The organism is Nonomuraea sp. NPDC049695, from assembly GCF_040674955.1.
Taxonomy (GTDB): Bacteria; Actinomycetota; Actinomycetes; order Streptosporangiales; family Streptosporangiaceae; genus Nonomuraea; species Nonomuraea helvata.
Genome location: NZ_JBFANV010000109.1, coordinates 15,098 through 31,283, shown reverse-complemented (window position 1 = coordinate 31,283; position 16,186 = coordinate 15,098). Strand labels below are relative to the sequence as shown.

Here is a 16,186-nt window from a genome sequence, read left to right as displayed (position 1 = left end):
ATCGCATTGAAGACGTCCCGTAGTTCGACCGAGGCTGGCTGGCCAGTGGGCCGGCGGTCGAGTCTGGCCTGCCGCCAGGCGGTCAAGGTGGGCTCGATTAAGGCCCAGCGGGCGTCGGAAATGTCGCTGGGGTACGGCTTCCGTTCGCTCATGGCGGAGCTTCTACCCGAAAGATGTGATCGATAGTGGGCTTCGGCTATTCGGGAGCTTCTACCACTTTTCTAGACCAGACGGAATTTGAGCGCCATCTCATCATCAAATGGTCGCTCGCATGGGCGGTGAGGACTGCGCAAAGCTGCACGTACAGGGAAAAGAGGCCAAAAGGCTGCGACTGCAGATCTGGGCATACGCCAACCAACCATGCCTAAACGCCCACTGAGAGATGCTTTATAAAGCGTTTTCGGTAAAATAAGGCGATTTCACCACCTGCGTCAATAGGACCATCTCAACATTGAGCGAAAAGGTTTTCTGTCCGGACGACGCTATCGTGAGGACGGGCGCGGAGGGCTTCGGCAGCAGGCGGCGCCGCTCCGCGAGTCACGCATGAAGAGCAGCTCGGTGTCGGCGGGCAGCTCGAGCGCGGCAGCCGCACGCCGGCGGCGTGCGGCGCCCGCCTTTGAGCAAGGCCCTCTGCTCAGACTGCCCCGCCGTACTCGGCAGTCACATGAGCGTCACACCTGACTGGTTTTTACGTACGTCACCCGCACGTTCAGGTAGGTCGATACTCCGTAGTCGTGTCCACGGATGGCGAGCAGATTGCAGCACTCCAGGTACTCCGCCGGGACGACGACGTCGATGGCGCCGGTCCTGCAGGAACCGCTCCTGACCGATTGCACGAGATGGCCGTTCAGATAGACCTGGGCGTCGTTGTCTATCGTTCCTTGGATGCGGACCTGCTGTGCGTCCCGCGGGAGATGGAGCCAGTGGCGTACCAGGATGTCGGTGTTGCGCGCCCACGACGTCTTGACGTTCTCGGGATTGTTGAACGAGCAGCCACTGGCGGTGCCGAAACCGGCCTGACCCGTCTCCCACTCGCTGTCATCGAAGCCCCGCTCGTAGAACAGGGGAACGTCGGTTGCGGGCGGCACCTGGCGGTACCTCCAGCCCGTGCTGTTGTAGTCGAGCTCGGTCACGACAGTCTCGCGCCCGTTCACGGGCTGGGCTGCGGACGCCGGTGAGGTGACGGACATGGCCATGGTGGCCAGCAGCGCAGCCGCCGCTACCCCTGTGGAGAGCAAACGCGATGGTTTCGGCATGGGCGGTCTCCTTGTCAATGGCTGGAGGTGGTCCCTCCGGGAGCGCGCCAAAATCCAGGTATGGTCATCGCAGGAAGGCCATACCTTTGGTGCGCTCGCGGATTCGAAGACACAGAACCACATGCGCCACCAGCCAGACGGCGGTGACCACGGCATTCGCTATTCCTTGCCGAAGGATTTCCACTTGTGTTCCACATGCTGCGGCCCGCGACGAGTCGGTCAACCCGTGACAGGCGCCGTGGCCGCGTCATCATTCGCGTTCGCCGAGCATCGGCAAGACGGTGACCGGGGCGTGGTGCCGGACCTTCGTCCTGCCTTTGGTGATGGCGAGCCGAGGCCGGCGGCGCATGGTCTGGTCGAGGACTCCCATGGCGCCCCGGCCCGTCTGCGTGAGCAGGTCCCGCGCTGCTCCTCCACGACTACCCCGGCTGACCTCGCAGGTACGTCCGGCCTCGCACATCAAGGTGGGCGTAGTGGCCGAGATCTCTTCGGATGAGGCCGAGTTCGTCGACCGGCTCGGGCTGTTTTTCGAGATGGTGGGTGGTCCCCGGACGATGGGACGGATCTACGGCTGGCTGATGATCTGTGATCCGCCCCCGCAGTCGCTGACCGAACTGGCGGCCGCGCTCGGAGCGAGCAAGGCCTCGATCAGCACGGTCATCCGGCCCATGCAGGAAGGCGGCATGGTGGAGCGGCTGCCGTCATCGACCCGCGAGCACCATTGCCGGATGGCGCCCGGCGGCTTCACGCGCGTGCTGCAGGCAGCTGGATCGCATGCGGGCCGGTGTGGAGGCGGCCCAGTTCGGGCTGTCGGTGATCGGCCAGAGCCGCCCGGGACAACGGGATCATCTCGAGGAGCTCCGCGACTTCTGCGAGTTCTCCGCGACCGAGATCCGCGATGAATTCATGCGGCGGTGGGCGGACCACCGCGCGGCGAAAAGGACGGGCAGATGACGGAGAAGGCCGACTTCACCGGCGTGGAGCAGACGATGCTCATCACCCTATATCTCCGGGCCTGGGAAAGCCGTTCGAAGGATTCGATTCTGCGGGATCACGTCGCGGCCCAGATCGTGGATCACATCGACTACGACTTCAGCAAACTGATGATGCGCGGCGGCGCGGGCAACCGGTTCCTGCTGGCACTGCGCGCCAGGCAACTCGATGAATGGGCCGCCGACTTCCTCCGCCGGCATCCGGACGCCGTCGTGCTGCACCTCGGCTGCGGATTGGACAGCCGGGCCTTCCGGCTCGACCTGCCGGCCGGTGCCCGCTGGTTCGACGTCGATCTCCCCGATGTCATCGACCTGCGCCGTAAGCTCTATCCGGAACCGGAGGGGTACCAGACCATCGGTTCTTCGGTCACCGAGCCGAGGTGGCTGGAGGAGATCCCCACGGAGCATCCGGTGCTGGTCATCGCCGAAGGGCTGCTGATGTATCTCACCGAAGACGAGAACAAGCGACTCCTCCACCAGTTCACCGACCGCTTCAGCAGGGGCGAGCTGATCTTCGATGGATTCGCCCCGTGGGTCATCCGCATGACCCAGCGGATGTCGAAGCGTCTGGCCCGCAAGGGATACCCGTCCTACTCGACAGCGATTCGGGACGACCGGGAGATCGAACGGTGGAATCCAGGTTTCCGGTACATCGACGATGTCCCCCTGGCTTCCCTGTTCGCGAGGATTCCCGTGCGCTCTTACCGCACGGTTTACCGGCTCATGAACGCGATCCCCGCCACCAGGAACTTCTACCGAATGTTCCGCTTCGGATTCTGACGGAGTATCTGGGGTCTTCAGGCACGTCAGTCATGTCAGGTGCACTGCCTCGGTGCTACCGGCCCGAGCGGGCGGCCGGTGCCGACGAGTCGGTTTTGTGGGTGGTCTTCCCCGTCAAGCCTGCGTGTTGAAGTTTCGTTCCGACCAGAATCGCGGCCATCAGGCCACTGGCCAAGCTCATGCGTGCTTCCCAGTCCAAAAGAGAAGAATCAAGGTCCTCCTTATCCTTGGACCGAGAGGTCGGGAGGCTTACAAGCGCCCGCTCGGACGTCTCAACCGCGCAGCAGCTCCTCCCGCCTGGCCAGCAGTCGCGCTCGTTCTTCGGACAGTTCGGCGTCGCGGTGCCGCAGGTGCGTCCCCATGCCCTGGACCCATCGGGCTGTCCGCTCGACCTCGGCGCGGGTGTTCTCGATGCGCTGATGCTTCAGCACATCGGTGATGATGTTGTCGAAGAAGGTGTCGACGAACCACCGCGTGTCCACTTTGGGCAGGCGGGCACGCGCGGAGACGCCGACGTCGGCGAGCTCGCGAGAGAAGACGTCCAGGGCCCGCTGGGCGTGCCAGGCGGCCTCGTCGGCGGAGCGCAGCCGGTTGTGCTCGATGGCGTCGGCGATCAGGCCGCCGCCCAAGAGGTCCCAGGTGGAGGCGCCCTTGGCCGAGCCGAGGTAGCCGAGCACCTGGGCCAGCGCCTGGAGTGCGGCCTGCCCGGCCTGGTACGCCTCCGCGTGCTCGCGCAGCTGCGCCGAGATGCGGTCGAGGGCGGCGCCGAGGTCCGTCAGCTCACTGGCGCGGGCATCGCCGCGGGCGAGGAGCTGCCGCTCCTTCTCGGCCAGCAGCTTCTCGTACTCCTCCGAGGCCGTGGCGAGTCCCGCCAGCTCGGACTCGATCGCCCGCGCGTCCGCCTCGATCTGGGCCAGCCGGGCCCGGTGGCCGTCGAGCCGCTGCCTGGCGGCGGCGGCCTCGGCACGCTCGCGGTCCAGCAGCTCCTCGCGCCGGTTCACCAGGCGGGCCAGGAAAGCGGTCAGCCCGCCTTCCAGGCGGGTGACGTCGGCCTCCTCCTTGGACAGATCCTTCTCCAGGCCGGCCAGGGTCTGGTGGGCCTGCTGGAGCTGCTCCGCGGTGGCCGCGTGCCGGCGCCGCAGGTGGTCGGCACGGTGCGTTCGGGCGGCCGCCGCACGCAGCCGCTCGTCGAGATCTGAAGAGCTCGTCACACTTCGGATGACGAATGAAAAGCCTCAGACGTTCCAGCCAGGCGGTCACCGAGCCCGGCCCGCGCGGTCGCGATGACGGCGACCGGAGCGTCGGCGGGGCACGCGCGGGACGGCGCCCGAAAAATGCCGGCCTACGGCGAACCTTTGATCCTGATCAAGGGTCGAAGATGGCATGACTGCAAGAGGGCAAGAAAGCAGCAGGAACCGCACCCGACAGGCCGCGACACCGTGGACCTCTACTTCTCCAAAAGGCTCGGCGTGGCGCTGATCGGCGCGCCCAAAAACGTGGAAACCCCGCAGGACATCGGGACGCCGGCCCTGGCCACCCCAAGGCGGGCTACCGATTCCGCTCGACCACAACAAGACAACCAGCCCAAAGCGCAGAACGGGAGTCAGCTATGAGAATGGCAATGGTGTCTGGAATGATCGCCGCGACCTTGGCGGTGGTCACGTTGTCGTCCGGAACGGCGAGTGCGTCGTCCTCCGGAACCGCCGGTGCGTCCGGCAGGCACATCCAAAACCGCTTCAGCGGCCTGTGCGTCGGCGTCGGCAGCAAAACTCGGAATTCGGCTCCGGTGATCCAGTGGGGCTGCAACCACGCGCCGGACGAGCTCTGGGACTGGGTATCGACCAAGGACAGTCACGGACGCCAGGCGTTCTTCCTGCGCAACAACTACTCGAAGAAGTGCATAGGCGTGGGGTCCAGCCTCAAAGACGGGACCGGCGCCATCCAGTACAAGTGCAATGGCGCTGTCGATGAGAAGTGGTGGTACCAGGACGGCGCCATCGTCAACGTCTACTCCGGTAAATGCCTCGGTGTGGCCTCGAGCCGCACCGCCGGCAAGCAACTCATTCAGTGGCCCTGCTACCGGGACGCCCGCGACGAAAAATGGCGCCGTTGATGAGAAACGGTGGTACGGCGGCGATGCCATCGTCATCGGTGGATCGCCATCAGGAGGCTCCACAGCGCAGCCGGTGAAGCTGCTACCCCTTCAGGCGCTCCAGCGATCTCGCCCCGCTCCCGTCCGGGCCGGCACTTTCCCGCGCCGGCGGCTGGCGCAGCAGGCGCGCGCGACGGCGCGTACCACCGCGGTGGTGATCGATCTGTACGAGGACGACGCGGGCAACCACGTGGCGGCCGACCTGGAATCGACCCGGGCATCGTGCGCCATGTCACGCTGATTCAGGGCGGCAAGGATCGCAAACTGGCCCCGGGGATGGGCCTGGCCATCCGCTATGACCCGGACCACCCGGACAAGCTGGTCTTCCCTGGCAGGATGACGAGTTCCCGCTACCGGGCGACTGGGTGTTACGCGTCGTGCTCGGCCTGCTGGTGGGGCTCCCCGTCCTGCTGCTGACGAGCAGCACCAGCAAGGGCACCTGGTATGCCGGCTACCTGCGGTTCACCGTGGTGCCCGCCGGCGGAGGGCCTGCGCGACGCTACCTTCAGCGCGTCTACTGGGACCCGGCGCTGGAGCGGATGCGCCCTCGCAAGCGCAGCCAGTACGGCGAGCAGGTGCGGGCCCACGTCGGCGGGTGGCCGTTCCGCCGGGCCGTGGTGGTGCTGGACGACGGCACCCGCCTGTGGCCGGCCGGGAGGCTGCGGCGCCGGTGCCCGTGGGAATGGAGGGAGGAGCCCCGGCCGTCGTACGGCAGGCGACGCCCGCGGCCCGGCGGAGGGCTCGTCGCGGCGGTCGTGGTGACGGTGAGCCTCGGCTCCTTCGCGCTGGGCGGTCCCGCCATCGGGCTCGCCGCGGCGGGGGTCGGCGTCGCGATGATGCACTACATGTGAGGCTGGTACGGCGGTGAGGTCATCTGCGGCTACGACGGCTAGGCGGTCTAACCATCAGCGCCGCTCTCCGCTTCACACCTCCCCTGTACGCCGCCATGCCGACACCGCACATTCCGGCCTGGCAGACCCGCTGAGCGCAACAGCCGTCCATGCAGTCGCGCTCGCTGGTCTCGGCGCGCAGCAAGGCCGCGTCGCCGTGTGATTGCCGCAGCGGGCCGCCTCGCGCGCCTCTGACGGAGCCCGAGGTTGACCGCGACGCCCTGCGCCTCTTCTGCCATCGACTCTCTTGTCTTCCCCACTGCTTTCAGCGTGCAAAGGCGAGGAAATAGTCGTCGCCGCCTACCTGGCCCCCTTTGAGCGCCACTTCCAGCCCGTCGCAGGCAGGGTCGTCCGAGGTCAGCACGCATACCGGGGCGCCAGGGGCCAGCGAGGCGACCACGTCCAGCGAGCGAGCGCCGAGGGCGGACACCACCTGGCCAGAGGTGTCGCCGCCCGCGACCACCAGGCGCCCGACCAGCCCGGCTCGGACGGTCGCCGCGGCGAGCCGGCCGAGGAGGTCGCCGATGGCCGCGGGGTCGCGAGCCGGGCCGCGCGTCGACTGGACGATCGTGTGCCGGCCCTCGCCCAGGCTCTCCGCCACCTGGGCGAAGAGGTCCGCGAAGGAGCCCCAGCCGGTGGTCACGTCCGGTGGTCCGTCAAAGGTCGCGCGCCGAAGGCCGTCCGAGGCGTCGAGCACCCGCCACCCCGCCCGCTCGGCCGTGTCGATCTGGCGGGCCGTGATCGGGGAGCGGCTGCCCGACACGACCAGCACCGGCGCGGCCGGTCCCAGCGTCCCGTACGACCGGCGCTCCCCCATGCCGTCGGGCCGCCCGCCCGACCCCGACCCCACGCCATCGGGCCGCCCGCCCGACCGCGGCCCCGCCCCTGAGGCCCAGGCCGAGGCGAGGGCGTAGCTCAGGCCGCCGGAGCCGACGCAGCACAGCGGGGCGCGGTCGGCGGCGTCGGCGAGCAGGAGGCGGCCGAGCGCCCGGACGTGCTCCTCGGTCAGCGCGTCCGCGACGAAGGCCGCGTCCCCGCCCAGCGCCCGGTACGCCTCCTCCAGTGGGAAAGGCGACGCGGGCAGCCAGCCGACCGGCCCCGCGCCCTGCTCGGCCAGCCGTACCCGGAGGTCGGCTTCCGACGCGGGCGTGACGGGGTGGTCGCGCATCGGCGGGTAGCGGTCCAGCCGGTGGACCTCGTCGCCCGCCCGTACGAAGTGGTTGGCGAACCAGGTGTAGCGGCCCAGCTCGGGCTGGGCGGCGAGCACCGGCACCGGGCCCCGCGCCGTCCCCTCGCGGTGGAGTGCCGCGATGACCGCGCCGATGCTCCCGTGCGCGGGCGAGGAGTCGAACGTCGAGCAGACCTTGTACTGGATGACCAGCGGTTTCAGCGCCGCCACGGCCTCGATCGCGGGCAGCGCCACCGACACCGGGTCCGCGGAGGCCCGGGCGGTGGTGGCGACGCCGATGACGTCGTGCGCGTCGTGCAGGCGGGCCACGTCGGTGACCAGGGAGCCGGTCAGCCCGAACCGCCTGAACTGCCACAACGCGTCGGTCGCCCCCGTGAAGTCATCCGCCACGAACGCGAACAGCGTCACGACGCCGCCCGTTCATCGCGGCGGGCGGAGGTACGCCTCACTTCTGGATCACCCCGCCGAAGTGCTTCAGCGCCGACCGCAGCTCCGGCTCGTCCACCTCGTCCAGCGGGACGCCCGCCTCGGCGGCCACCCACGCCTGGCGGATGCTGGCGATCCCCGCCGCGGGCCCGTCCGGGTGGCCGAGCACCCCGCCCCCGGCCAGTACCAGCAGGTCGGTGGTCCCCGTGCGCTCCAGGGCGACGGGCGCGGTGCCGGCCCACTGGGCGGACGACAGGACGGGCAGGCAGGGGAAGCCGCCGAGCAGCGGCTCGCGGACGGCCGCCACCATGGCGCTCACCTCGTCGTCCGTGACGTAGAACTTGCTGTGGAACCCGCCGCAGTGCAGGTGGTCGACGCCGGTCAGGCGGGCCAGCTTCTGGTACGCGACGTGCCCGATCCCGAGCCCCGGATGCCGGGCCAGCGCCCCGATGCCGGTGACGTGCGCGTGGATCGGCACCCTGGCGTGCCTGCGCAGCATCGCGACCGCGGGGAACCCGACGATGTTGAGGTTGACCATCACGCAGGTGCCGCCCGCCGCCACCACCATGTCGTGGTTGCGCAGCATCCGGTCGGGCTCGTCGCTGATGTTGAACGCGTACATCGGCCGCCGCCCGGTCCGCCGCTCCACCTCGTCGAGGGCGGCCGTGACCGCGCGTACGCGCTGAGGGAGCGGTGCGGGCGGGCAGTCGGCGTTCACCTCGTCGTCCTTGATGAAGTCGACCCCGGCCAGGCCCAGCTCACGTACCAGGTCCACGTAGTCGGCGGGGCGCAGCCCGACGTTCGGCTTGACGATGGTCCCGATCAGCACCCCGGACGGGCGTCCCACCAGCCGCCGGGTGCCCGGGACCGCGAACCGGGCAGGCAGGTACGAGGAGCCGAAGGCCGCGGGCAGCTCCAGGTCGACCAGCTTGAGCCCGGCCAGCTCGCGCAGCTCGTACAGGTTGCCCGCGACCACGGGCAGCAGGTTGGTGAGCGAGGGCCCCGTGTTCTCCAGCGGGAAGCCGATCCTGACCAGACCCGCCGTCACAGGCCCGTCCCCGATCGCCCCAGGCAGGGGCTCGGAAGGGGCAGGGAGCTCCGTGATGGACAGCACCACGGCGCTGTGGCGGGCGCGCAGCTCGTCGGTCTCGCCGCGGACGCTGACGAAGGTGCCGGTGCTCTGCTCCCCCGCGATCGCGCTCACGGCCCGCTCCAGCGGCAGGCGCGTGAGTACGCGGTACGTGGCGACGATCTGCTCGCTCACAGCACGTCTCCCGGCGCCGGAACCGCCGAAGCCGCCATCGGCCCGCTCACAGCACCGCCGCCAGGTGCTCCATGGCGAGCGGCGGGCTGGCCAGGATCGGGACCGGGGCCTCGACCGTACCGGCCACGCGGGCCATCGACGCCTGGGCCAGCACGATCACGTCCACCTCGCCGCCCAGCGCGACCAGCGCCTCGGCCACCTGGGCGTCGTGCGTGGCGGCGTCCCCGCCCATCAGGGCCTCGAAGGCGCCCTCGCACAACCTGGCCGTCAGCGAGATCTCCCTGTTCAGGGCGGTCGCGCGACGGCGTACCAGGTCGGCGGTGGGGTCGAGGGTGGTGGAGAGGGTGGCGAGCACGCCGATCCGGTGGCCGAGCGTCACGGCGCGGTCGGCCATCGGGCGGTCCACCCGCGTCACCGGCACGCCGGTCAGCGGCTCGGCGGCCTCGACGGCGGCGCCGATCGAGGAGCAGGTCACCAGGATGTGGTCGGCCCCGGCCGCCTCGGCCGAGCCGATGTGGCCGGCGACGCGCCGGGCGGTCTGCGGGGTGAGGTGGCCGGCGGCGATGGTGTTCTTGATCAGGCTGTCGTCGACGATGTTGAACGTCTCGACTCCCGGCAGGTGCTCGGCGCAGAGCTTGGCGAACACGTCGACCAGGGTCGCGGAGGTGTGGATCAGTCCTAGCCTCTTCGTCATGGGCCTCACTTCATCCGATGAAATCTCATCTTCATCGGATGAAATGCTATGAAAAATCTGGCGCTGGCGGTAGCGTCCAGGGCGTGGCAATCGATCCCAAACGGGACAGACACGCCCAGGTGGTCCAGGCCCTCGGCCCCCGCATCGTCACCGGCGCCCTGGCCCCCGGCACGTCCATCCCCATCGAGGAGGACCTCGTCGGCGAGCTGGGCATCGGCCGCTCCGCCGTACGCGAGGGCGTGAAGGTGCTGGCCGGCAAGGGCCTGCTGGAGACCAGGCGGAGCGCGGGCACCAGGGTGCGCCCGCGCGAGTCCTGGAACCTGCTCGACCCCGACGTCCTGAGCTGGCGGTTCGAGCCCGAGCCGCGCCCCGAGGACATCCGGATGCTGGCCGACCTGCGCGTCGCCCTGGAGCCCGGCGCGGCCAGGGTGGCGGCGGAACGGGCGGACGCGGTCGCGATCCAGCGCGTCGACGAGGCCCTGGCCGCCCTGTACGCCACGGCCGACGACCCCGAGCCGTTCATCGAGGCCGACCTGGCCTTCCACAAAGCCGTGTTCGCCGCGGCGGGCAACGACCTGCTGCTCTACATCTACGACATGATCAGCATCGCCCTGCGCTCGGTACGGCAGGTGCACACCCGTTCGGTCGCGCACAACAAGGAAACGCTGCCCGGCCACGAGCGCGTGGCCCTGGCGATCAGGCGCCGCCACCACCGCAAGGCCGAGGAGGCCATGCGCGAGGTGGTCGAGGTCGCCCGCGCCGACGCCGAGCAGCACGTACGCCTCTGCTGCTAGAACCCCGCCTCCCTTGCTGGAAACCCTCCGCCGGAAAGAGCCGACCTTGGACGTCCTCATCGACGTGGACGGCCCCGTGGCCGTCATCACCCTCAACAGACCCGCCAAGCTCAACGCGATCACCCCCGACATGGCCGCCGCGCTGCGTGCCTGCCTGAGCCGGGTGGACGCCGACCCCGCCGTCCGCGTGGCGGTGCTCACGGGAGCGGGCGAGCGCTCGTTCTGCGTGGGCAGCGACATCCGCGAGCTGGACGAGTACGCCACACCGTGGGAGTTCCGCAACCGCGGCGACTACGGCGACGCGGTCCGCGCCCTGCGCAAGCCGATCGTCGCGGCCGTCAACGGCTACGCCTACGGCGGCGGCCTGGAGCTGGCCATGGCCTGCGACATCCGCCTGGCGGCCGACACGGCGACGTTCGCCGCGCCGGAGATCAAGCTGGGCTGGATCGGCGGCAGCGGCCAGTCCGCGCTGCTGGCGCACTCCGTCGGGCCGGGCAACGCCGCCACCATGCTGCTGACGGGCGACCCGGTCAACGCCGCCCGCGCCCTGGCCTGGGGGCTGGTCACCGACGTGTTCCCGCAGGACAAGCTGTTGCCGGCGGCTCTGGAGCTGGCCGGGACGATCGCCAAGCGGCCGCCGATCGCCGCGCAGACCGCCAAGGCCAACCTCAAGGCGGCCTACGCGATGCCGCTCGACCAGGCCATCCAGTACGAGCGCGACCTGCAGACCATCTGTTTCGCCACGCAGGACGCCGCCGAGGGCAGGGCCGCCTTCGCCGAGCGCCGCGAGCCGGTCTTCGAGGGGCGCTGATGGGCGTCCTGGACGGTTACCGCGTGGTCGACCTGTCCATCGCGATGGCGGGCCCGCTGGCCGCCATGCGGCTGGGCGACCTGGGCGCGGACGTGGTCAAGGTGGAGCCGGTGAGCGGCGAGTGGCAGCGGCACGCGCCTGCAGGCGGGGCGACGGGCAAGAAGGTCAACGCCTCGTTCCTGTCGCTCAACCGCAACAAGCGCAGCCTCGCCGTCAACCTCAAGTCCGACGAGGGCCGTGCCATCGTGCACAAGCTCGCCGCGACGGCCGACGTGTTCCTGCAGAACTACCGTCCCGGCGTGGCCGAGCGGCTCGGCATGGACCACGCCACGATCAGCGGCATCAACCCCCGCATCGTGTACGTCTCCATGTCCGGCTACGGGGAGACCGGCCCGTACCTGTCGAGGCCGGGCCAGGACCTGCTGCTGCAGGCCATGAGCGGCGCCATGCTGAGCACCGGCCGCGAGGGCGACCCGCCCGCGCCCGCGGGCACGTACGCCATCGACGCCATCACCGCCTACAGCGCGTTCGAGGGCGCGCTGGCCGCGCTGCTCCACCGCGAGCGCACCGGCGAGGGCCAGCGGGTGAGCGTCAACATGCTGGACGCGGCCATCGCCGTGCAGATGCAGGAGCTGTCGATCTTCACGGTCGGCGGGGTGCCGCAGCGGCGCGGCCGCGAGCCGCACGGCCACACCTACATCCGCGCGCCGTACGGGGTGTTCGCCACCAAGGACGGTTACCTCGCGCTCGGCATGCCCCGGCTGGACGCGCTGGCCGTGGCGCTGGACCTGCCGGAGCTGGCCGGCATGGACGGCGACGCCGACGGCCACACCAGGCGCGACGAGATCACCGCGATCGTGGCCCGCAGGCTGCCGGAGCGTACGACCGCCGAGTGGCTGGAGATCTGCGCCCGCCACGACCTGTGGGCAGGCCCGGTGTACGGGTACGCGGAGCTGGTGGCGGACCCGCAGGTCGAGCACAATGGCTCGTTCGTCACCTACGAGCACCGCACCGAGGGCACGGTCACCACGCCCGGCTTCCCGTACGGCTTCAGCGCCACCCCGCCGGAGGTGCGCAGGGGCGCCCCGCTGGTGGGCGAGCACACGAGGGAGCTGCTCGAGGAGCTCGGCTACCCGGCGGAGCGCACGGCCGAGCTGGTGGCGGAGGGCGTGCTGGCATGCGAGGACTGACCTGGGACCATCCCCGGGGGTACGCGCCGCTGGACGAGCTGACCCGGCTCGACCTGGCCGGGGAGAACCCGTACGGGGACGTGCCGGAGCCGATCGGGTGGGACCGGCAGCCCCTGGAGGGCTTCGAGTCGGAGCCGATCGCCAGGCTGTGCGAGACGTACGACGTGCTCGTCATCGACCATCCCGGGCTGGGCGCGGCGACGGACGCGCTGGTGCCGATGGAGGAGCTGTTCGAGCCGGACGAGCTGGCGCGCCTGCGGGCGGGCACGGTCGGCCGCACCTGGGACAGCTACCACCTGGACGGCCGTCAGTGGGCGCTGCCGCTCGACGCCGCCACCCAGGTCGCCGTCGCCCGTCCCGGCGTGGACGCGCCGAGGACCTGGCCGGAGGTGGCGGAGTTCGCCAAGGGGACGCGGACCGCGCTGTGCCTGGGCGGGCCGCACGCCTTCCTGATGTTCTGCGCGCTGTGCTCGGGCGACTTCCTCGACGAGGAGGAGGGGACCCGGGCGCTGGAGCTGATGTCGGAGCTGCTCGCGCTCGCCGATCCGGCGGTGTCGCTGCTCAACCCGATCGGCGTGCTCGACGCCATGACGGCGGACACCTCGGACTACTGCCCCCTGGTGTACCAGTACACCGCGTACCCGCTGGCCTTCTCCGACGCGCCCTGCTGGCCGGGGCGCACGCCGGGAAGCGTGCTGGGCGGCACGGGGCTCGTGGTCTCCAGGCGGCGCGTCGGCGCGATCCGCGCGACCGTACGCGCCCACCTGCGCCGCCTGCTGTCGGAGCCCGTGCAGAGCGGGCTGTTCCCCGCCTTCGGCGGTCAGCCCGCGGCCCGCTCCGCCTGGCGGGACGACCCCGCGATCGCCACCTTGGAGGCCGCCTGGATCAGGCCGCGCTTCCCCGGCTACATCGCCCTTCAGGAGAGGTCGTCCGCGCTGATCCGCGACGGGCTGCTCGCCGGCGTCAAGGCCCGCGATCTCCTCAAGGACCTGCACAAGGAATGGAGGCACGCATGACCACGGCGCTCGTGACAGGAGCGGCCGGAGCGCTCGGCAGGGCGATCGTCCGCCGCCTGGCCGCCGACGGCCACCAGGTGGCGGCGCTCGACCTCGACGCGGGCACGCTGGAAGGCGCGCTCAACCTGAAGACCGACCTGCGCGACCCGGCCGCGATCGAGGCCGCGTTCGCCGAGACGGCGGCGCGGCTCGGCCCGGTCGGGATCCTCGTCAACAACGCGGCCGTCTACCCGGCCAGGCCGTTCCTGGAGGTGCCGCTGGCCGAGTACGAGGACGTGCACGCGGTCAACCAGCGGGCCTACTGGCTGGCGGCCCAGCACGCGGCCAGGCAGATGGGCGAGCTGAAGGGCGGCGCGATCGTCAACATCGCCTCGATCACCATGCACGGCGGCTGGTCCGACCTGGCCGCGTACGTGGCGACCAAGGGCGCGGCGGCGGCCCTGACCAGGGCGCTGGCGCGCGAGCTCGGTCCGCGGGAGATCCGGGTCAACTGCGTCTCCCCCGGGGCCTTCCCGACGGCGGCCGAGGAGATCCACGAGGACCCGGAGGCGTACAACCGGTTCGTCCTGGAGCGGCAGTCGCTCCAGCGGCGCGGCACGCCCGAGGAGCTGGCCGCCGTGGTGTCGTTCCTCACGGGGCCGGACGCGTCGTTCGTCACGGGACAGACCATCGAAGTCAACGGAGGGTGGGTGATGGCATGACGCCCGACCGCAGGCGGCTGGCCGAGCTGACCGGGGACCTGAGCGCGGCCGGCGGGGTCCGGCTGGTGACGCTCGGGGACGGGGTCGAGCGCGGGATCAGGACGCTGGAGTTCCGCACCGGCTCGGGGCTGGCGTTCGACGTGCTGGTGGACAGGTGCATGGACATCGGGCACGCCGAGCACGCCGGGCGCTCGTTCGGCTGGCGCTCGCCCACCGGCTTCCGCCATCCCGGGCTGCACGAGAACGCCGACGAGGACGGGCTGTCCTGGCTGCGCTCGTTCTCCGGGCTCATCGTCACGGCCGGGCTCGACCACACGCTCTTCGGCGGCGACGTGCCCGCGGACGCCTACCGCTACCCGCCCCGCCAGTCCGTGCGGCACGGGCTGCACGGCCGGGTGGGCAACATCCCGGCCCGGCTCACCGGCTACGGCGAGCGCTGGGACGGCGACCGCTGCGTGCTGTGGGCCGAGGGCGAGGTGCGCCAGGCCGCGGTCTTCGCCGAGAACCTGCGCCTCGTCCGCCGCATCGAGGCCGACCTCGGCGGTAACGAGATCAGGCTCGTCGACACCGTCACCAACGCCGGGTTCGAGCCGGCGCCGCACATGTACCTCTACCACATCAATCTGGGCTGGCCGCTGCTCGACGAGGGCGCCCGGCTCGAGGCCGACATCCGCGAGACGCTCTGGCAGAGCGACAGCGTGGCCGAGCAGAAGGCCGACCACGTCACCTTCCCCGGGCCGGCGCCCGGGTTCGTGGAGCAGGTGTACGAGCACGCGCTCAACCCCGGCGCGGACGGGCTGCACCGGGTGGCGGTGGTCAACGACCGGCTCGGCATGAAGGTGAGCGTGGAGTGGCGGGCGGAGGAGTTCCCGTACTTCTTCGAGTGGCTGAACCTGCGCTCGGGCAACTACGCGGTCGGGCTGGAGCCGTCCACCCACCACGTGTCGGGCGACGCGGCGGCCAGGGAGGACGGCAGCATGATCTGGCTCGGCCCGCAGGAGTCGCGGACCTACCGCACGACGTTCCGCGTCTCTTGACGCAGCCGGTACGCGCGGCGGGCCGTACCGGCGAAGACCTCGGCCCGCTCGCCCTCCGACAGCCCCGCGCACAGCTCGTCCGCGGCCTGCGCCACCTGCTCGTATTCGGCCGCGAGCAGGCAGACCGGCCAGTCGGAGCCGAACATCACCCGCTCGGGCCCGAACGCCTCCAGCACGGTCTCGGCGTACGGGCGCAGGTCGGCCACCTGCCAGGACGCCCAGTCGGCCTCGGTGACCATGCCGGACAGCTTGCAGTAGACGTTCGGGTACGCGGCCAGCTCCAGGATCCGGCTCCGCCACGGCTCCAGCTCGCCCGAGGCGATCGGCGGCTTGGACAGGTGGTCGAGCACGAACGTCAGCTCGGGCAGCGCGCCCACCGTGTCGACGGCGGCGGGCAGCTGGTGCGGCAGCGTGAGCAGGTCGTACGTGAGCCCGGCGGCGGACACCGCGGCGAGCCCGCGCCGCACGTCGGGCCGGGTCAGCCAGCTGGGGTCCGGCTCGGACTGCACGCCGTGGCGGACGCCCACCAGCCCGTCCGGCAGCCCGGCCAGGGTGTCGGCGGCGTCGGGCGCGGTGAGGTCGATCCAGCCGACGACGCCCGCGACCAGCTCGGACCCGGCGGCCAGGGCCAGGAACTCCCGTGTCTCCGCGAGGTCGTGCAGCACCTGCACCAGCACGGTCGCGGTGACCCCTGCGGCCGCCGCGGGCCCGGCGAGGTCGTCGAGGGTGAACGTGCGGCGGACGGGCGCCATCGGCTCGGCGTCGAGCCAGCCGTGCGGGCGGGCGGCGAGGTCCCAGACGTGGTGGTGGGCGTCAATGCGGGTCATAGGTCAATCCAACCTCTCCATGATCGGCAAATTAGCAGACCTCCCATCTTTCTGCTAGATCGACGGGAGGTATGGACATCAGATGACCTAGTGGCGTAAAGATACATCCTACGTTCACCGCGTCCGTGGCGTCCCTGTGAGCGGCTTTCACGCCGGACAGGTCGTAC

18 protein-coding genes and 1 pseudogene are annotated in these 16,186 nt (G+C 70.6%); 12 read left to right on the top strand and 7 right to left on the bottom strand.

Annotated features, from left to right (window positions below; genetic code table 11):
* Both AB0J64_RS49515 and AB0J64_RS49510 read right to left on the bottom strand, forming a co-directional pair.
* A pseudogene (locus AB0J64_RS49515) lies at nucleotides 1-152 on the bottom strand (IS5/IS1182 family transposase); the annotation flags it as partial.
* A 519-nt stretch (nucleotides 153-671) separates the two neighbouring features.
* A complete protein-coding gene (locus AB0J64_RS49510; RefSeq protein WP_364043771.1) occupies nucleotides 672-1,256 on the bottom strand; it encodes a hypothetical protein in 585 nt (194 codons plus the stop codon).
* A 473-nt stretch (nucleotides 1,257-1,729) separates the two neighbouring features.
* On the opposite strand from AB0J64_RS49510, the gene AB0J64_RS49505 reads away from it, so the two are divergent.
* Together AB0J64_RS49505 and AB0J64_RS49500 are read left to right on the top strand one after the other, a co-directional pair.
* Nucleotides 1,730-2,158: a hypothetical protein gene (locus AB0J64_RS49505; RefSeq protein WP_364043768.1), complete on the top strand. Its 429-nt coding sequence runs from the start codon at nucleotides 1,730-1,732 to the stop codon at nucleotides 2,156-2,158.
* A 48-nt stretch (nucleotides 2,159-2,206) separates the two neighbouring features.
* Nucleotides 2,207-3,028 (top strand): class I SAM-dependent methyltransferase, encoded by an 822-nt coding sequence (locus AB0J64_RS49500; RefSeq protein WP_364043765.1) that lies wholly within the window; start codon nucleotides 2,207-2,209, stop codon nucleotides 3,026-3,028.
* A gap of 272 nt (nucleotides 3,029-3,300) precedes the next feature.
* Here AB0J64_RS49500 and AB0J64_RS49495 read toward each other — a convergent pair whose 3' ends face one another.
* Nucleotides 3,301-4,239 (bottom strand): hypothetical protein, encoded by a 939-nt coding sequence (locus tag AB0J64_RS49495; RefSeq protein ID WP_364043762.1) that lies wholly within the window; start codon nucleotides 4,237-4,239, stop codon nucleotides 3,301-3,303.
* Between the two features lie 144 nt (nucleotides 4,240-4,383).
* On the opposite strand from AB0J64_RS49495, the gene AB0J64_RS49490 reads away from it, so the two are divergent.
* The 4 genes from AB0J64_RS49490 (at nucleotide 4,384) to AB0J64_RS49475 (ending at nucleotide 6,031) form a co-directional block, all read left to right on the top strand.
* Nucleotides 4,384-4,641, top strand: coding sequence for a hypothetical protein (locus AB0J64_RS49490; protein ID WP_364043759.1), 258 nt, complete (start codon nucleotides 4,384-4,386; stop codon nucleotides 4,639-4,641).
* Nucleotides 4,642-4,661: 20 nt separating this feature from the next.
* A complete protein-coding gene (locus AB0J64_RS49485; protein WP_364043756.1) occupies nucleotides 4,662-5,141 on the top strand; it encodes an RICIN domain-containing protein in 480 nt (159 codons plus the stop codon).
* A gap of 73 nt (nucleotides 5,142-5,214) precedes the next feature.
* A complete protein-coding gene (locus AB0J64_RS49480; protein ID WP_364043753.1) occupies nucleotides 5,215-5,421 on the top strand; it encodes a hypothetical protein in 207 nt (68 codons plus the stop codon).
* Between the two features lie 124 nt (nucleotides 5,422-5,545).
* Complete coding sequence (locus AB0J64_RS49475) at nucleotides 5,546-6,031, top strand: hypothetical protein (protein WP_364043750.1); 486 nt, start codon at nucleotides 5,546-5,548, stop codon at nucleotides 6,029-6,031.
* Between the two features lie 304 nt (nucleotides 6,032-6,335).
* On the opposite strand, the gene AB0J64_RS49470 is transcribed toward AB0J64_RS49475, so the two are convergent.
* Genes AB0J64_RS49470 through AB0J64_RS49460 form a run of 3 tightly spaced genes read right to left on the bottom strand, consistent with a single transcriptional unit; the run spans nucleotide 6,336 to nucleotide 9,643 of the window.
* Entirely contained in the window at nucleotides 6,336-7,667 is a 1,332-nt protein-coding gene (locus tag AB0J64_RS49470) for a four-carbon acid sugar kinase family protein (protein WP_364043747.1), read from the bottom strand.
* 37 nt (nucleotides 7,668-7,704) lie between these two features.
* Nucleotides 7,705-8,949, bottom strand: a complete 1,245-nt coding sequence (locus tag AB0J64_RS49465; protein ID WP_364043744.1) for a RuBisCO large subunit C-terminal-like domain-containing protein — start codon at nucleotides 8,947-8,949, stop codon at nucleotides 7,705-7,707.
* A 46-nt stretch (nucleotides 8,950-8,995) separates the two neighbouring features.
* On the bottom strand, nucleotides 8,996-9,643 hold the full coding sequence (locus AB0J64_RS49460; RefSeq protein WP_364043741.1) for an aspartate/glutamate racemase family protein: 648 nt from the start codon (nucleotides 9,641-9,643) through the stop codon (nucleotides 8,996-8,998).
* Between the two features lie 83 nt (nucleotides 9,644-9,726).
* Here AB0J64_RS49460 and AB0J64_RS49455 point away from each other — a divergent pair, with 83 nt between their 5' ends.
* From AB0J64_RS49455 to AB0J64_RS49430, 6 genes are read left to right on the top strand one after another with little or no spacing between them, the layout of a single operon-like run.
* Entirely contained in the window at nucleotides 9,727-10,437 is a 711-nt protein-coding gene (locus AB0J64_RS49455; RefSeq protein WP_364043738.1) for a FadR/GntR family transcriptional regulator, read from the top strand.
* Between the two features lie 46 nt (nucleotides 10,438-10,483).
* Nucleotides 10,484-11,248: an enoyl-CoA hydratase/isomerase family protein gene (locus AB0J64_RS49450; protein WP_364043734.1), complete on the top strand. Its 765-nt coding sequence runs from the start codon at nucleotides 10,484-10,486 to the stop codon at nucleotides 11,246-11,248.
* Complete coding sequence (locus AB0J64_RS49445) at nucleotides 11,248-12,438, top strand: CoA transferase (RefSeq protein WP_364043732.1); 1,191 nt, start codon at nucleotides 11,248-11,250, stop codon at nucleotides 12,436-12,438. The genes AB0J64_RS49450 and AB0J64_RS49445 overlap by 1 nt, the downstream gene beginning before the upstream one ends.
* On the top strand, nucleotides 12,426-13,454 hold the full coding sequence (locus AB0J64_RS49440; protein WP_364043730.1) for a hypothetical protein: 1,029 nt from the start codon (nucleotides 12,426-12,428) through the stop codon (nucleotides 13,452-13,454). The genes AB0J64_RS49445 and AB0J64_RS49440 overlap by 13 nt, the downstream gene beginning before the upstream one ends.
* Nucleotides 13,451-14,155: an SDR family oxidoreductase gene (locus tag AB0J64_RS49435; protein WP_364043727.1), complete on the top strand. Its 705-nt coding sequence runs from the start codon at nucleotides 13,451-13,453 to the stop codon at nucleotides 14,153-14,155. The genes AB0J64_RS49440 and AB0J64_RS49435 overlap by 4 nt, the downstream gene beginning before the upstream one ends.
* Nucleotides 14,152-15,192: an aldose 1-epimerase family protein gene (locus AB0J64_RS49430; protein WP_364043724.1), complete on the top strand. Its 1,041-nt coding sequence runs from the start codon at nucleotides 14,152-14,154 to the stop codon at nucleotides 15,190-15,192. The genes AB0J64_RS49435 and AB0J64_RS49430 overlap by 4 nt, the downstream gene beginning before the upstream one ends.
* Here the strand turns inward: AB0J64_RS49430 and AB0J64_RS49425 are convergent.
* On the bottom strand, nucleotides 15,165-16,019 hold the full coding sequence (locus AB0J64_RS49425) for an amidohydrolase family protein (protein ID WP_364043721.1): 855 nt from the start codon (nucleotides 16,017-16,019) through the stop codon (nucleotides 15,165-15,167). The two genes, AB0J64_RS49430 and AB0J64_RS49425, sit on opposite strands and share 28 nt — an antisense overlap.
* Nucleotides 16,020-16,186 lie beyond the last annotated feature (167 nt).

Coding starts and splice junctions, on each gene's coding strand:
- AB0J64_RS49510 (WP_364043771.1), bottom strand. CDS start 1,256: ATGCCGAAACCATCGCGTTTGCTCTCCACAGGGGTAGCGGCGGCTGCG.
- AB0J64_RS49500 (WP_364043765.1), top strand. CDS start 2,207: ATGACGGAGAAGGCCGACTTCACCGGCGTGGAGCAGACGATGCTCATC.
- AB0J64_RS49485 (WP_364043756.1), top strand. CDS start 4,662: ATGATCGCCGCGACCTTGGCGGTGGTCACGTTGTCGTCCGGAACGGCG.
- AB0J64_RS49460 (WP_364043741.1), bottom strand. CDS start 9,643: ATGACGAAGAGGCTAGGACTGATCCACACCTCCGCGACCCTGGTCGAC.
- AB0J64_RS49445 (WP_364043732.1), top strand. CDS start 11,248: ATGGGCGTCCTGGACGGTTACCGCGTGGTCGACCTGTCCATCGCGATG.
- AB0J64_RS49440 (WP_364043730.1), top strand. CDS start 12,426: ATGCGAGGACTGACCTGGGACCATCCCCGGGGGTACGCGCCGCTGGAC.
- AB0J64_RS49435 (WP_364043727.1), top strand. CDS start 13,451: ATGACCACGGCGCTCGTGACAGGAGCGGCCGGAGCGCTCGGCAGGGCG.
- AB0J64_RS49430 (WP_364043724.1), top strand. CDS start 14,152: ATGACGCCCGACCGCAGGCGGCTGGCCGAGCTGACCGGGGACCTGAGC.
- AB0J64_RS49425 (WP_364043721.1), bottom strand. CDS start 16,019: ATGACCCGCATTGACGCCCACCACCACGTCTGGGACCTCGCCGCCCGC.